The sequence below is a fragment of the Micromonospora sp. URMC 103 genome (assembly GCF_051386435.1).
In the GTDB taxonomy this organism is placed as follows: domain Bacteria; phylum Actinomycetota; class Actinomycetes; order Mycobacteriales; family Micromonosporaceae; genus Micromonospora.
The window spans coordinates 285,769-300,624 of the sequence record NZ_JBPQTR010000005.1; the positions used below are offsets into that span (position 1 = coordinate 285,769).

Below are 14,856 nucleotides of genomic sequence, written 5' to 3' on the forward strand. Positions count from 1 at the left end.
CGAGTCTCGCAGGACGTCCGCCTCCGAAGCGACGGAAAACAGTTGGAAATCAGATGTACGGCTTCCGGCCGCCTCGCCGAGCGCCGATCCGTTCGATGCTCACCATGCAAAGCCCTCTGGCTGTTCACGCTGGCCGATCCCGGATAGGGTCCCCGCCAGTCGCCCAGCCAGGAGGTTCACGGTGCTCAGAAAGCGTGCGCTCCCCCTCGTCATCGGTCTCCTCACACTCTCGGTCGCCGCAGCGGGATGCGGCCGTTCGACGAGCGGCCAGACGACGCAGCCCGGCGTCGCCTCGGTCGCCGCCGACGCCAAGGCCGCCGACCTCGTGCCCGCTGCCATCAAGGACAAGGGTGTGCTCCGGGTGGCCACGGCCGAGGGCTACCCGCCCATGGAGATGTACAAGAAGGGCACCCAGGAGCTGATCGGCGTCGACCCGGATCTTGCCGCGGCGATCGCCGGGCGTCTCGGCCTCCGGCTGGAGATGACCAACGCGAGCTTCCCCGGCCTCATCCCCGGCCTTCAGGCCGACCGCTGGGACCTCGCGATGTCCTCCATGAGCGACACGGAGGAGCGGCGCAAGGCGGTCGACTTCGTCGACTACTTCCAGGCCGGCGGCGCCATCATGGTGGCCAAGGGCAACCCCGCCGGTGTGAAGGACCTGGCGGACCTGTGCGGCCGGGCCGTCGTGCTGGCCAAGGGCAGCTCCAACCTCGCCATCGGCGAGAAGCAGAACGCCGCGTGCGCGAAGAAGATGACGATCTCCCAGAGCGAGGACGCTCCCACCGGCCTGCTGCAGATCGACGCGGGGCGGGCCGTCGCCACCATCGTCGACTACCCGGTGGCCAAGCTGCTCGCGACGGAAAGCGGCAAGTACGACGTGCTGGAGGCGCAGTACGAGGCCGGGCCGTGGGGCATCGCGGTCGACAAGAAGGACAGCCAGTTGCGTGACGCGGTGCAGCGCGCGCTCCAGGAGCTGATCGACACCGGCGAGTACACGAAGATCCTGGAGAAGTGGGGCGTGACGGGCAGCGCCGTCCCGGCGGCCACCGTCAACGACCAGAAGTGAGCACGCCCGTGAACCCCTCGGCCGACGAGCGGGTACGTGCCGCGGACCCGGCGGACGGGCCCGACATCTCGGAGGCGAACCGGATCAGCCACCCGGTGCGCCCCGGGCGGTGGCTGGCCGCCGGGCTGACCGCCCTGGTCCTGGTCTGGCTGGGCTGGACCATCGCCGTCAACCCCAACCTGCACTGGGACATCGTCGTCGCCTACCAGTTCGACCGGGTCATCCTCGAAGGGCTGTGGGTGACCATCCAGCTCACCGTCGCGTCGATGCTGATCGGCGTGGTGCTCGGCGTGGTGGCCGCCCTCATGCAGATATCCCGCAGCCGGATCCTGCGCACCGGCGCGGCGGCCTACGTGTGGTTCTTCCGCGGCACGCCGCTGCTGGTGCAACTGATCTTCTGGTTCAACATCGCGCTGATCTTCCCGGAGATCGGCCTCGGCGTGCCGTTCGGCGGCCCCAAGCTGGTGACCTGGGAGACGAACACCCTCGTGACCGGCTTCGTCGCCGCGCTGCTCGGGCTCAGCATCAACGAGGGCGCCTACATGAGCGAGATCGTCCGGGCCGGGCTGCGGGCGGTCGACCCCGGTCAGCAGGAGGCCGCGGCGGCGCTGGGCATGTCCCGCGCGAAGATCATGCGAAGGGTCGTGCTTCCCCAGGCCATGCGGATCATCGTCCCGCCCACCGGCAACCAGTTCATCTCCATGCTCAAGACCACCTCGCTGGTCTCGGTGATCGCCGGCGCCGACCTGCTCACCGTGGCCCAGCGGCTCTACCTGACCAACTTCGAGGTGATCGCCCTGCTCATCGTGGCGTCCATCTGGTATCTGGTGCTCACCACCGTCGCCAGCGTCGGGCAGTACTTCCTCGAACGCCGGTTCAGCCGGGGCTTCGGCACCGCCGTCCCGGGCACCCTGCGCGGCCGGATCGGCCGCAACCTGCGGTTCACCGGGAGCGCGCGATGACCGCGCCCATGGTGCGGTGCCGGCAGCTGCGCAAGAGCTTCGGCCGCCTCGAGGTGCTCCGCGGCATCGACCTGGTCATCGAGCGCGGCCAGGTGGTCTGCGTGGTCGGTCCCTCGGGCTCCGGCAAGTCCACCCTGCTGCGCTGCCTCAACCACCTGGAGGAGCCGCAGGCCGGGCGGGTGTACGTCGACGGCGAGCTCATCGGTTACGAGGAGCGCGGCGGGCGGCTGCGGCCGCTGCCGGACGCCCGGCTGCGCCGGCAGCGCGAGTCGATCGGCATGGTGTTCCAACGCTTCCACCTCTTCCCGCACCGCACCGCCCTCGAGAACGTGATGGAGGGCCTCGTCGCGGTGAAGGGCGTACGGGCGGCGGCCGCCCGCGAGCGGGCCGGTGACCTGCTCGACCGGGTGGGGCTCGCCGACCGGGCGCACCACTACCCGGCGCAGCTCTCGGGCGGGCAGCAGCAGCGGGTGGCGATAGCGCGGTCGCTGGCGATGTCGCCCAATCTCATGCTGTTCGACGAGCCGACGTCGGCGCTGGACCCCGAACTGGTGGGCGAGGTGCTGGAGGTGATGAAGGACCTCGCCGCCAGCGGCATGACGATGGTCGTGGTGACCCACGAGATGGGCTTCGCCCGCGAGGTCGGCGACCACCTCGTCTTCATGGACGACGGCCTGATCGTCGAGCAGGGCCCGCCCCGGGAGGTTCTCGCCGCGCCGCGGCACGAGCGGACCCGCGCGTTCCTGTCCCGGGTGCTGTGATGGCCCCGCTGGATCTGCTGGTCACCGGCGGCGCGGTCGTCGACGGCACCGGCTCGTCGGCCCGTGACGCGGACGTGGGGGTGCGGGACGGCCGCCTGCTCGTGCTGCCGCCCGGCAGCCGCCACACCGCCGAGGCGGTCATCGACGCGGCAGGCCTGGTCGTCACCCCGGGATTCATCGACGTGCACACCCACTCCGACCTGCTCGCCGGTGCCGACGAGCAGCGGGAGACGTTACGGCTCGCCCCGCTGCGGCAGGGAGTGACCACCGAGATCTGCGGCAACTGCGGGATCAGTCCCTTCCCCGTCCCGGCCGGGCGCGAGGAGACGGTCGGGCACCTGGCCGCCACCACGTTCGGCCCGCCCGCACGCACGTTCGCCTCCTTCGGGGATTTCGCGGCGGCCCAGGGCGTGGCCCGCCGCAACCACCTCGCCGCGCTGGTCGGCCACGGCACGCTCCGCGCCGCGGTGGTCGGTTTCGCCCAGCGGCGGGCCACCCGCCACGAGGTCCAGCGAATGTGCCGGATGCTCGACGAGGCGCTCGCCGCCGGCGCGGCCGGTCTCTCCACCGGCCTGATCTACTCGCCCGGCGTCAACGCCGGCACCGACGAGGTCATCGCGCTCGCGCGGGTGACGGCGGCGCACGGCAAGCCGTACGTGACGCACCTGCGCGACGAGATGTCGCGGGTGGAGTCGGCGCTCGAGGAGGCCCTCGAGATCGCCGCCGCGGCCGGGGCGGCGTTGCAGGTCTCGCACCACAAGACGGCCGGGCGGCGGTCGTGGGGCGCCACCGTCCGCACCCTGGCCCGCCTGGAGCGGGCGCGGGCGGAAGGCCTCGACGTCTCGTGCGACGTCTACCCGTACACCGCCGGCAGCACGGCCCTGCACGCCATGCTCCCGCCCTGGGTCATCGCCGACGGCGTGCCCGCGATGCTCGCCGCGCTCGGCGAGCCTCCGGTCCGCGACCGGATCCGCACCGACCTGGCGGCCGGCCTGCCGGGCTGGGAGAACACCGTCGGCAACGGCGGCTGGGACCTGATCCGGGTCGCGTCCGCGCCGGCCAACCCGGCCGCCGAGGGACGCACGATCGCCGACCTGGCCGAGGCGCGGGGCGCCGACCCGGTCGACTATGTCTGCGACCTGCTCGCCGCCGAAGCCGGGAACGTGACCATCCTCAGCCACTCGATGCGGGAGGACGACGTGCGGCGGGTGCTCGCCAGCCCGCTCGCGATGCTCTGCTCCGACGGCGTGCCCAAGCCGGGCCGGCCCCACCCGCGCTGGGCGGGCAGCTTCGCGCGGGTGCTCGGTCACTACGTCCGCGACGTGGCCCTGCTGAGCCTCCCCGAGGCCGTCCACAAGATGACCGGGATGCCCGCGCGCCGGTTCGGCCTCACCGGTCGGGGCCGGCTCGCGGACGGGTACGCCGCCGACCTGGTGGTGCTCGATCCCGACGAGGTCGCCGACGGCGCGACCTACGACGACCCGCTCGCGCCGCCGCGCGGCGTCCGGGCCGTGGTGGTCGGCGGCCGGGTGGTCGTCGACGGCGATCGGATCACCGACGCCCGACCGGGGCGGGTGCTGGCCGTACCGGACCGCGCGCCCGCCTCGCGGCCGGCGGACCGCGCGCCCGCCTCGCGGCCGGCGCCGTGACCGGCGGTCGGGCCGCCGCGTTGCGGATCGGCGCGATGGTGCGACGGCTGGACGACGGACGGGTCTCAGCGCGGGCCGCGGACCAGGTCCTGCCGCTCGCCAGCGTCGGCAAGCTGCTCCTTCTCGGCGAGGTGGCGCGCCGCCTCGCCGAGGGCAGTCTCACACCCGACCAGCCGGTCGACCTGCTCGACGACGACCGGACGCTCGGCGGGACGGGGCTGCTGGGGCTGCTCTCGCCACGACGGTGGACGGTCACCGACCTCGCCACCGCGGTCGCCGCGGTCAGCGACAACGCGGCCACGAACGCCCTGCTGCGGGTGGTGACGCTGGAGGCCGTCGACGAGCTGGCCCGCCGGGGCGGCCTTCGCGACACCAGACTGCACGACCGGATCCGGGCGGTTCGCGGTCCGGGCGTACCGCCGACGTTCGCGACCGGCACGGCGCGTGACCTCTGCGCCCTCCTCGCCGGTGCGGCGACCGGCGCGTGGCCGGACAGCCAGGCATCGGGCCTGCTCACGGGGTGGCTGGCCCGCAACACCGATCGGGCGCTCGTGGCCGACACCATCCCGCACGACCCGTGGTCGACCGACGGGGTCCGGGTGGCGAACAAGACCGGCACGGACAGCGGGGTACGCGCCGACGCGGGGATCGTCGCCGGCCGGCACACCGTCGTCTATGCGGTGGTCGCCGCGTTCGAGCCGGGGGAGGAACGGGCCGCGACGGTGGAGCTTCGGCGGTGGGGGAGGGTGGCCGCCCGGCTCGCGGGCGTCGCCGGCCACCGCTCGGCCAGCTCCTGACTGAGTGCCGCCGCGGCGTCGGTCAACCGGTCGACGAAGCTGCCGACGACCGGGTTCGGGTTCCCGGGGCGCTGGGCCACCCCGATGTCGCGGTGCAGCCGGGCGTGCGCGAGAGGCCGGACCACCACGCCGACGGGGTTGCGCAGACCCAGGGACGGGACCAGCGCGACGCCGACGCCGGCCCGGACGAGGCCCAGCACCACCTCGTAGTGGTCGCTGCGGCAGCGGATCCGTGGTTGGAACCCCTCGGCGCGGGCGGCCAGCTCCAGCACGGAGACCTCGCCGTGCACACCGAGCGTGGTGATCCAGGGTTCGTTCGCCAGGTCGGTGAGCCGCAGCCGCCGCCGGCCGCCGAGCGGATGCCCGGCGGGAAGCACCACGAGCTGCGGGTCGACCATCAGCGGTGAGACCTTCGCCGGTGCGGCGTCCTGCGCGGGACTCAGCGGGTGGTCGAACACCACCACGAGGTCCAGCTCGCCCTGGTTGAGGCGGGTGAGCAGCTCGGGTGGCTGTCCCAGGATCAGGGCCAGCTCGACCTGGGGGTGGTCGCGGGTGAAGCGCGACAGGGCGTGCGGCAGCAACTCGGCGCCGGCCGTCGCGAAGAACCCGATCCGCAGCAGCCCCCGCCGGCCCTCGCCGTGGGCGGACAACTCGTCGCGGGCGGCCGACATCAGGTCGGCGATCTGCTGCGCGTAGTCGGCGAGTCGCTGCCCCGCCACGGTCAGGCGCAGGCTGCGCGGCCCCCGGTCCACCAGCGCCACCCCGGCCTCCTGTTCGAGGGTGGCGAGCTGGTGCGAGACGGCGGAGGGGCTCAGCCGCAGCTGCTCCGCGGCGGCGACGATGGTGCCGTGCCGGGCGATCTCCAGCACGACCTGCAGGCGTGTGCTGTTGAACATGCGGAAACCGCCTTCCTCGCTTCCGGGCGGCGCGGGGTGGGCCCACCGCCGCGTGACCACCCTCTCGCACCTGCCGAGGCGGTGCGCCCTCGGGATCGCTGATCACCCGGTACCGGCGGCCGGTGACGCCCGGCCGGGCGTCACGTCAGGCCGGGCGTCACGTCAGGCCGGGGCGTTACGGCCGCGGGCGGAAGTAGTTTTCGATCATGTACGCGGTGACGGCCGCGCCCACCTTCGCGCCCTCGGTGTCGGCTGTACGAGTGTGGATGCCGCCCCAGATGCGGGCTTCGATCACCTCGGCGACGGCCTGCGTCTGGTCGACCGCTGAGAATCCGGCGGGTAGTCGCTCCATTGAGGTGAGCAGCTTGCGACGAGGCAACCTACCGTGCGGGGCCGGGACTTCATATCGGCCGAAGGGACGCCGATTACGGCGGTGGACGCCGCACCGCGGATTCGTCGTACCCGGAGGGTACGACTGACGAAAACCGATGAGTGTTGGCGCAACGGCCGGTCTGACCCGCCGTACCGTCGAGGAAAAGCGAGAGGATGAGGGCATGAGTGGCGTACGCGTGCTGGTAGGCACACGCAAGGGCGCATTCACATTGACGTCCGACGGCAGGCGCGGCGACTGGACGGTCGACGGCCCGCATTTCGGCGGCTGGGAGATATACCACCTCACCGGTTCGCCGGCCGACCCGAACCGGCTCTACGCATCCCAGTCCGGCGGGTGGTTCGGGCAGTTGATCCAACGGTCCGACGACGGCGGCAAGAGCTGGACGACGGTCGGCAACGACTTCGCCTACGCGGGCGACGTCGGCGAGCACCTGTGGTACGACGGCACCCCGCGCCCGTGGGAGTTCAAGCGCATCTGGCACCTCGAGCCGTCACGCGACGACCCCGACACGGTGTACGCGGGCGCGGAGGACGCCGCCCTCTACGTGTCCAATGACGGCGGCCTGAAGTGGAAGGAGCTCACCGCGCTTCGCACCCACCCGACCGGGCCGGCGTGGCAGCCCGGCGCCGGTGGCATGTGCCTGCACACGATCATCCTGGACCCGGTGCACAAGGACCGGATCTACGTCGCCATCTCGGCGGCGGGCGCGTTCCGCAGCGATGACGCCGGAGCGAGATGGCTGCCGATCAACAAGGGCCTGCGCTCGGGCGAGATCCCCGACCATGACTCCGAGGTCGGCCACTGCGTCCACCACATCACTCAGCACCCGTCCCGTCCCGACACGCTGTTCATGCAGAAGCACTGGGACGTCATGCGCAGCGACGACGCCGGCGCGAACTGGCGCGAGGTGAGCGGCGACCTGCCGTCGGACTTCGGGTTCCCCATCGCGGTGCACGCGCACGAGCCGGAGACGATCTACGTCGTCCCGATCAAGAGCGACTCGGAGCACTACCCACCGGAGGGCAGGCTGCGCGTCTACCGCAGCCGCACGGGCGGCGACGACTGGGAGCCGTTGACGACGGGCCTGCCGCAGTCCGACTGCTATGTCAACGTGCTCCGCGACGCGATGGCGGTCGACACCCTCGACCCGTGTGGGATCTACTTCGGCACCACGGGTGGCCAGGTCTACCACTCGGCGGACGGCGGCGACAGTTGGGCGTCGATCGTACGGGACCTGCCGGCCGTGCTCTCCGTGGAAGTCCAGGTGCTGCCGTGATCCGGGTCGTCCTCCCGGCCCACCTGAAGAATCTGGCCCACGTCAGCGGCGAGGTACGTCTCGAGGTGCCCGGGCCGGCGACGCAGCGCCTGATCCTGGACACTCTCGAGGCGCGATACCCGATGCTGCTCGGCACGATCCGCGACCGTCACAGCGGCAAGCGCCGCGCGTTCGTCCGGTTCTACGCCTGCGAGCAGGACCTGTCGAACGACTCGCCGGACACGCCACTCCCCGAGGAGGTGATCGCCGGCAAGGAGCCGTTCATCATCCTCGGCGCGATGGCCGGTGGATAGCGTCGTCTGCTCGACCGGGCCACGTCAACAACAGGTCGCTTCGTGCCGTCCCGGCGGGACCGCCAAGCCCCACGCCGGGGCCGAGAAGCTCCTCAGCGCGGGCCGCCGCTTCGCCGAGCGTGGCCGTCGGTCCGTCTCCTCCGCTGGTCACGCGCTTGAGCCGAGGAGCGGATGACGTGCAGTCGCCGACGTGGACACGTCCTGTCGTCTCGGGGACAGAGGGCTCTCCCGGGCTGCCTCGGCCGGCAGCATGAGGATCGGACGTAAACGGGCGTGTTCCGCGTCCGTCGATCCGAGGGGGGAAATCTCATGGTTCGATCAAGGAGGGCCCGGTCGACGTTGGTGGGCCTGACGGCGGGAGCCGTGGTCGTCAGCCTGCTGCCGGCGACACCGTCGCTGGCGCATTCCGACGCTCCGACGGTGCGCGTGATCGCCGACGGTCTACTCAACCCGCGTGGCGTGACGATCAGCCGCGACGGCGCCGTCTACGTCGCCGAGGCCGGCGTCGGTGGGCCCACGGCGGCGGAGGTGCCGGGCGGCGGGCCGAGCGGCTCGACTCTGTGCTTCGGCAAGACCGGCGGGGTGACAAGAGTCCAGCACTCAAGCCAGCGTCGCGTCGTCAGAGGGCTTCCGTCCTACAGCGGCGCGAGCGAGAACGGCACCTGTGACCCCGCGGCGATCGGCTTCGCGGCCACCGGTCCGCACGACGTCGTGGTCGATCACCCGAACACGATGCTCATCGCCATGGGGCTGGGCGCGCCGCCGAACGTCCGCGGCGCGATCGCGCAGGACATCTCGTTCGCGGGGCAACTCGGCACGGTCAAGCGGGTCCGCCCGTACGGCGGTGACCGGACGATGGCCGACCTCGCCGCGTACGAGGGCGTCAACGACCCGGACGGCGCCGGGCCGGACTCCAACCCGTACTCGGTGGCAGCGCTGCGCGGGGGTGCCACCCTCGTCGTCGACGCCGGAGCCAACGCCCTACTGAGGGTCGGCGCCAACGGCCGCATCAACACCGTTGCGACATTCCCTGACGCGGTGCGGCCGGTGCCCGCTCTGTCCTGCCCGGCGCCGCCGGACTTCCCGCCGGTCGGCACCCCGATACCGTCCCAGGCCGTCCCGACCTCGGTCGTGGTGGGCCCCGACGGCGCCTTCTACGTCGGTCAGCTCACCGGCTTCCCGTTCGCCCCTGGAGCCGCGCGCGTGTTCCGGGTCGACCCGCGCACCGGCCACGTCTCGACGTTTGCCGACGGGTTCAGCGCGATCGTGGACATCGCGTTCGCGCCGGACGGCTCCCTGTACGTCCTGGAGATCGCGCGCGCCGGTCTGCTGGAGGCCGAGGTCTGTGGCAACTTCCCCGGCCGGCTGGTGAAGGTCAGCCACGGGAAGAAGTCCGAGGTGCAGGTGCCGGGTCTCGAGGTTCCGGGCGGCTTGGCGGTGGCGAAGGACGGCACGATCTACATCAGCAACCGGGGCATCCTCCCGGGCGGGGCAGGTCAGCTTCTCAAGGTCACACCCCGACGCGGTCACTGAGCAATCACGGCCGGCGGGGTCGACGCGGACCTCGCCGGCCGCGACGTCCTCAACGTGCGACGGCACGATGACGTGCCCGTCCTACGGGTTGAGCACGTCAACGGCGAGGTCCCGCACGACCGCCTCGTCGACGTCGACCCCGAGCCCCGGACCGGTCGGCACCCGGGCCGTGCCCTCGGCCACCTCGACGGTCGCACCGGTGGCGTACGACGACCGCACGAACTGGCGTCCGTTGAGGTCGACGGGCGTGTCGATGCCGAACGCCGCGAACAGGTGCAGGGACGCGGCGAGGCCGAGGTCGGAGTCGGTGAGGCCGGAACCCATGAGGCGTACGCCGCTGTCCTCGGCCAGCGCGCACAGCCGGCGCGACAGCGTCAGGCCGCCGCTGCGCTGCACCTTGGCGATCGCCACGTCCACGGCGCCGAGCTTCACGAAGGTGGCCAGGTCGCTCGGGTGGCGCAGGCTCTCGTCGAGCGCGACGGGGACCGGCGACGCCTCGCGGAGCCGGCGCAGCCCCGCCACGTCGTTGGCTGGCAGCGGCTGTTCGAACGCGCTCACGCCCAGCTCGGCCATGCGGCGCGCCATGCGTAACGCGGCGTCCGCGGTGTAGCCCTGGTTGGCGTCGACCCACAGGGGTGCGTCCGGCGCCGCTTCCCGGACCGCGCGCACCACGGCCGTGTCCTCGGCCTCGCTGTGCAGCCCGACCTTGACCTTGAAGGCGTGGTAGCCGAGGTCGAACCCCTCGGCCACGCAGTCGGCGACCTCGCCGGCCGTCTGGCCGGAGACGATCCAGCCCAGCGTCACCGTCTCCTGGCGCCGCTGCCCCCACAGCGTCCCGACGGGCACGCCGAGCGCCCGGCCGAGCAGGTCGTGCAGCGCGACGTCCACAGCGGACTTCGCCAGAGGCGCGCCGATGGTGAAGCCGCGGTTGACGGCCCGGTCGAACGCGGTCGTCACGCCGTCGAGGTCCCAGCACGGGCGGCCGAGGACGGCGGGCGCCAGGTAGCGGTCGATGGTGCTGACGATGGACTCGGCCGTCTCGTAGGTCCAGGCCGGGATCGGTGTGGCCTCGCCCCAGCCGGCGACGCCGTCCGCGCTCACCTTCACGAGGATCCGGATGCTCGGCTGGCCGGCCACGGCGACCGACCCGCCGGACACGCCGAAGGAACGCAGCGTGGGTAGCGCGACGGCGAACGTCTCGACGCGGTCGATCGTGAGGCCGGCCAGGGCGGCGGCGGGGTGGGTCACGAGCCTCCTTCTCTACGGGACCTTCGCGGTGCTGGCGCGGAGAACGACCTCACCGGCCATCCGGTGGATGCGGCGACGTTGGCCGCGGTGCTCGGTGAGGGCCAGTTCCATGGCCCGCTCGCCGAGTTGCTGCAGGGGCAGGGCCACGGTGGTGAGCGGGGGAGTGAGGTCGCGGACGATCGGGATGTCGTCGAAGCCGGCGACCGACACGTCGGCCGGCACGGACAGCCCGTGGTCGCGCAGCGCGGCGAGCGCGCCGATGGCCATCACGTCGGTCACCGCGAAGACGCAGGTGGCCGACAGCCCTCGGGACAGCACCTCGGTCATGGCCGCGTACCCGCCGTCGCGGGTGAACGCGCCCTCGACGACGTCGTCGGCGCGCAGGGGCACCCCCGCCTTCGCCAGCTCGTCGCGGAACCCGCCGACCCGGTCGGCGACCGTGGTCAACGTCCGGGGCCCGGAGAGCACGGCGAAACGGCGGTGGCCCAGGTCCAGCAGGGCGCGGGCCATGGCCGCCGCGCCGGCCCGGTTCTCCGGCAGGACGGCGTCCACCCGCAGGCTGCGGTGGCGGCTCACCACGGCGACGCGGCCGCCGCCGCTGATGTACGGCTCCAGCTCGGCGTGCAGTGCGCGTTCCCAGTCGGGGTTCTCGAACCCGGAGCCGATGAGCAGGATGGCGGCGGCCCGTTCGGCGCGCAGAATCGACACGTAGGCGAGCTCGCGCTCGGGGTCGCGGAACGTGCTGGCGAGCATCACGAGCAGGCCCTTGTCGTCGGCGACCCGCATGACGCCACCGGCCACCGTCGCGAAGTAGGGGTCGCTCACGTCGTGGCAGATGACGCCGACGGTGCGCTGGGAGCCGCCGGCCAGGGCGCGGGCGTGCGCGTTCGGGGTGTACGCCAGTTGTTCGGCGGCCTCGCGCACCCGGTCGCGCAGGTGGGGCCGGACCTGTGCGGTGCCGTTGAGCGCCCGGGAGGCCGTCGCGAGCGAGACGCCGGCAGCCCTGGCCACGTCCTCGAGCGTCGCGTGTGGCCGTGGCTGCATCCAGTCTCCCCGAGGAAGTCTTGACCGTCTATTTCGGCGTCGTTACGGTAGCACCTTGAAAGCGCTTACTGAAAGCGCATTCAAGGCGCGGGGCCCGTCGCGTCGAGGTACGAAAGGCGCCGCCTCGGCCCGTCGCCTCCACCTGTCCAGCGGCTGCGCAACCAGGACAGCCCAGGAGAACGGAGGGTCATGGCCGCGCAGAGCCCAACCGACCTGTTGGAGCGGCCGGGGTCCGCTCCCGGCGCACCGGTGGCCGCCCGCCGCCCGGGGGGTGTCGGGGCCGCCGTCGTCCGCTTCCTCCGGGGCACGTGGCGGCCGTTCGCCGTGCTCGTCGCGATCTTCGTCGCCTGGTGGGCGGTGACCGCCGGAAACCTCATCAAGCCGTATCTCGTCCCGTCGCCGCGCGCGACGCTGGACGTCATCTCGGCCCAGTCCGGCTACTTCGCCCACAACACCTGGATCACCACGTACGAGACCGTCCTCGGCTTCGTCATCGCCATCGCCGTCGGCGTGATCTCCGCGGTGGTGATGGTCTACTCGCCCACGGTCGAGAAGAGCCTGTACCCGCTCCTGCTCTTCGCGCAGGTCATCCCGAAGATCGCGATCGCGCCGCTGTTCATCGTGTGGCTCGGCTTCGGCCTGACGCCCAAGATCGTCGTCGCGGTCCTCATGGCGTTCTTCCCCATCGTGATCTCCACGGTCACCGGCCTGAAGTCGATCGACCCCGAGATGCTGCAACTGTCCGCCACGATGGGAGCCGGCCCCGGGCAGACGTTCTGGAAGATCCGGTTCCCCGCGTCCCTGCCGCACCTGTTCGCGGGCCTCAAGGTCGCCGCCACGATGGCCGTCACCGGCGCCGTGGTCGGCGAGTTCGTGGGCGCCAACGAGGGTCTCGGCTACGTGATCCTCCAGGCCAACGGCAACCTCGACACCCCCATGCTGTTCGCCGGGCTGCTGATCATGTCCCTGCTCGGCGTCGTCCTGTTCGTCATCGTCGAACTGATCGAGTACTTCGTCCTTCCCTGGCAGGCCAGCCGCCGTACCGACGTCGCCACGACGTCGCTGTAGAGGAGTCATCCATGAAGCTGCGCACCTTCGCCGCCGCGCTCGTGCCGGCGCTGCTGCTCACCGCCGCCACCGGCTGCGGTTCGGACTCGGGCGAGCAGAGCAAGAACGCCGAGGGCCACGACAAGGTCACCCTCACGCTCAACTGGTACCCGTACGGCGAGCACGCGCCGTTCTACTACGGCAAGAAGCAGGACATCTTCACCAAGCACGGCATCGACCTGACCATCCAGGCGGGCCAGGGCTCCCAGAAGACGATCCAGGCGACCGCCGCCGGGCAGACGGACTTCGGCTGGGCCGACACCCCGGCCCTGCTCAGCGGGGTGGGTCAGGGCATGAATGTCAAGAGCGTGGGCGTGTTCCTGCAGACGACCCCGTCGTCGGTGCAGTTCTTCACCGACAAGAACATCACCTCCCCGGCCGACCTCAAGGGCAAGACGATCGCCTCCACCGCCGGCGACGCGCTCAGCAAGACCTTCCCGGCGTTCCTCAAGGCCAACGGGCTGAGCGCCAGCGACGTGACCCTCCAGAACACCGACGCCGCCGGCAAGATGGCCGCCGTCATGTCCGGCAAGACCGACGCGCTGCTCGGCTTCGCCACCGACCAGGGCCCGACGATGCAGGAGAAGGCCGGCAAGCCCGTGTCCTACCTGAAGTTCGCCGACCTCGGCCTCAACTTCTACAGCAACGGCCTGCTCGCGTCCGAGGACACCATCGCCAAGAAGAAGGACCTCGTCCAGCGCATGGTCACGGCCACCAGCGAGGCGTGGACCGCCGCCGAGGCGAACCCGCAGGCCGCTGTGGACGCGATGGAGGGCGCCTCCCAGCAGCTGCCCTCCAAGCAGGTCCTCGCCGAGCAGTTCGGCGAGACGCTCAAGCTGCTGCACACCGACGCCACCAAGGGCCAGGCCCCGGGCGTGAACAACGAGGACGACTGGAACAAGACGATCGCGGTCTTCGCCCAGGCGGGCGTGATCACGAAGGCCGAGTCGCCGTCGGCCTACTGGGACGCGAGCTTCGCCCCGAAGGGATGACCTCCATGACGGCCGGCAACACCACCACCCAGCGGTCCGCGGACGCCACGGCGACCGGGGCCGCCGTCGAGATCGAGGACGTGACGGTCCGGTTCCGGACCCGGAAGAGGGACGTCACCGCGCTCACCGACGTCTCGCTGCGCGTCGAGCCCGGCGAGTTCGTCTCGATCGTCGGCGCCTCCGGCTGCGGCAAGTCGACGCTGCTCAAGCTGGTGTCCGGCCTGCTGTCACCGTCGTCCGGCCGGGTCCGGCTGCACGGCGAGGACGTCCGTGGGCCGCGACGCGACATCGGGTACGTCTTCCAGCGCGCCGCGCTCCTCGACTGGCGCTCGGCCCGGCGCAACATCCTGCTCCAGGCCGAGATGCGGCGCATGCCGAAGGCCGCGGCCCGCGAGCGCGCCGACGAGCTGATCGCGATGACCGGCCTCACCGGCTTCGAGGACGCGTACCCGAACGAGCTTTCCGGTGGGATGCAGCAGCGCGTGGCCCTGTGCCGCGCGCTGCTGCACCGCCCGCCGGTCCTGCTCATGGACGAGCCGTTCGGGGCGCTCGACGCGCTCACCCGCGAGCAGATGAACGTCGAGCTGCGGCGCATCTGGCGGGAGACGGGCACGACCGTGCTGCTCGTGACGCACTCGATCGCGGAGGCCGTCTACCTCGCCAACCGGGTCGTCGTGATGACGCCACGCCCGGGCACCGTGGCCGAGCTCATCGAGGTGGACCTGCCCACCGAGCGCGACTACGGCGAGACGATGGCCGAGCCGGCGTTCGCGCGCGCCACGGGCCGCATACGCGACCTGCTCGGCGCGACGACCAGCAACGACTGAGTGTGCCGACG

General features: G+C 71.9%; 14 protein-coding genes and 1 pseudogene. 11 read left to right on the top strand and 4 right to left on the bottom strand.

The features are described 5' to 3' along the window. The first annotated feature begins 181 nt into the window (after nt 1-181). From ACSNOA_RS14580 to ACSNOA_RS14600, 5 genes are read left to right on the top strand one after another with little or no spacing between them, the layout of a single operon-like run. Complete coding sequence (locus tag ACSNOA_RS14580) at nt 182-1,066, top strand: ABC transporter substrate-binding protein (protein WP_436658691.1); 885 nt, start codon at nt 182-184, stop codon at nt 1,064-1,066. After that, complete coding sequence (locus ACSNOA_RS14585; protein WP_436658693.1) at nt 1,063-2,028, top strand: amino acid ABC transporter permease; 966 nt, start codon at nt 1,063-1,065, stop codon at nt 2,026-2,028. Before ACSNOA_RS14580 ends, ACSNOA_RS14585 begins: the two co-directional genes overlap by 4 nt. Then, nucleotides 2,025-2,789 (top strand): amino acid ABC transporter ATP-binding protein, encoded by a 765-nt coding sequence (locus ACSNOA_RS14590; RefSeq protein ID WP_436658695.1) that lies wholly within the window; start codon nt 2,025-2,027, stop codon nt 2,787-2,789. The genes ACSNOA_RS14585 and ACSNOA_RS14590 overlap by 4 nt, the downstream gene beginning before the upstream one ends. Beyond that, complete coding sequence (locus ACSNOA_RS14595; protein ID WP_436658697.1) at nt 2,789-4,438, top strand: N-acyl-D-amino-acid deacylase family protein; 1,650 nt, start codon at nt 2,789-2,791, stop codon at nt 4,436-4,438. Before ACSNOA_RS14590 ends, ACSNOA_RS14595 begins: the two co-directional genes overlap by 1 nt. Nucleotides 4,439-4,473: 35 nt before the next feature. Further along, nucleotides 4,474-5,235: a serine hydrolase gene (locus tag ACSNOA_RS14600; protein WP_436658699.1), complete on the top strand. Its 762-nt coding sequence runs from the start codon at nt 4,474-4,476 to the stop codon at nt 5,233-5,235. 23 nt (nt 5,236-5,258) lie between these two features. Here ACSNOA_RS14600 and ACSNOA_RS14605 read toward each other — a convergent pair. Beyond that, nucleotides 5,259-6,131 (bottom strand): annotated as a pseudogene (locus tag ACSNOA_RS14605) (LysR family transcriptional regulator); the annotation flags it as partial. Between the two features lie 175 nt (nt 6,132-6,306). Further along, nucleotides 6,307-6,483 carry a hypothetical protein gene (locus ACSNOA_RS14610; RefSeq protein ID WP_436658701.1) on the bottom strand — a complete coding sequence of 59 codons (177 nt, stop codon included), beginning with the start codon at nt 6,481-6,483 and terminating at the stop codon, nt 6,307-6,309. A gap of 202 nt (nt 6,484-6,685) precedes the next feature. Between ACSNOA_RS14610 and ACSNOA_RS14615 the strand changes: the two genes are divergently transcribed. From ACSNOA_RS14615 to ACSNOA_RS14625, 3 genes are all read left to right on the top strand, one after another. Next, nucleotides 6,686-7,801, top strand: a complete 1,116-nt coding sequence (locus ACSNOA_RS14615; RefSeq protein WP_436658703.1) for a WD40/YVTN/BNR-like repeat-containing protein — start codon at nt 6,686-6,688, stop codon at nt 7,799-7,801. Next, a complete protein-coding gene (locus ACSNOA_RS14620; protein ID WP_436658706.1) occupies nt 7,798-8,094 on the top strand; it encodes a MoaD/ThiS family protein in 297 nt (98 codons plus the stop codon). Before ACSNOA_RS14615 ends, ACSNOA_RS14620 begins: the two co-directional genes overlap by 4 nt. Before the next feature lie 420 nt (nt 8,095-8,514). After that, on the top strand, nt 8,515-9,627 hold the full coding sequence (locus ACSNOA_RS14625; RefSeq protein WP_436658708.1) for a ScyD/ScyE family protein: 1,113 nt from the start codon (nt 8,515-8,517) through the stop codon (nt 9,625-9,627). 81 nt (nt 9,628-9,708) lie between these two features. On the opposite strand, the gene ACSNOA_RS14630 is transcribed toward ACSNOA_RS14625, so the two are convergent. Both ACSNOA_RS14630 and ACSNOA_RS14635 read right to left on the bottom strand, forming a co-directional pair. Continuing rightward, the gene (locus ACSNOA_RS14630) at nt 9,709-10,875 is read right to left on the bottom strand and encodes a mandelate racemase/muconate lactonizing enzyme family protein (protein ID WP_436658710.1); all 1,167 of its coding nucleotides are present in this window, start codon (nt 10,873-10,875) and stop codon (nt 9,709-9,711) included. Nucleotides 10,876-10,887: 12 nt separating this feature from the next. Next, nucleotides 10,888-11,919, bottom strand: a complete 1,032-nt coding sequence (locus tag ACSNOA_RS14635; RefSeq protein WP_436658712.1) for a LacI family DNA-binding transcriptional regulator — start codon at nt 11,917-11,919, stop codon at nt 10,888-10,890. A gap of 189 nt (nt 11,920-12,108) precedes the next feature. On the opposite strand from ACSNOA_RS14635, the gene ACSNOA_RS14640 reads away from it, so the two are divergent. The 3 genes from ACSNOA_RS14640 to ACSNOA_RS14650 are packed head-to-tail and all read left to right on the top strand — an operon-like array spanning nt 12,109 to nt 14,845. Continuing rightward, complete coding sequence (locus ACSNOA_RS14640) at nt 12,109-12,987, top strand: ABC transporter permease (protein ID WP_436658714.1); 879 nt, start codon at nt 12,109-12,111, stop codon at nt 12,985-12,987. 11 nt (nt 12,988-12,998) lie between these two features. Then, on the top strand, nt 12,999-14,018 hold the full coding sequence (locus ACSNOA_RS14645) for an ABC transporter substrate-binding protein (protein ID WP_436658716.1): 1,020 nt from the start codon (nt 12,999-13,001) through the stop codon (nt 14,016-14,018). A gap of 5 nt (nt 14,019-14,023) precedes the next feature. After that, the gene (locus tag ACSNOA_RS14650; RefSeq protein ID WP_436658718.1) at nt 14,024-14,845 is read left to right on the top strand and encodes an ABC transporter ATP-binding protein; all 822 of its coding nucleotides are present in this window, start codon (nt 14,024-14,026) and stop codon (nt 14,843-14,845) included. The last annotated feature ends 11 nt before the right edge of the window (nt 14,846-14,856 follow it).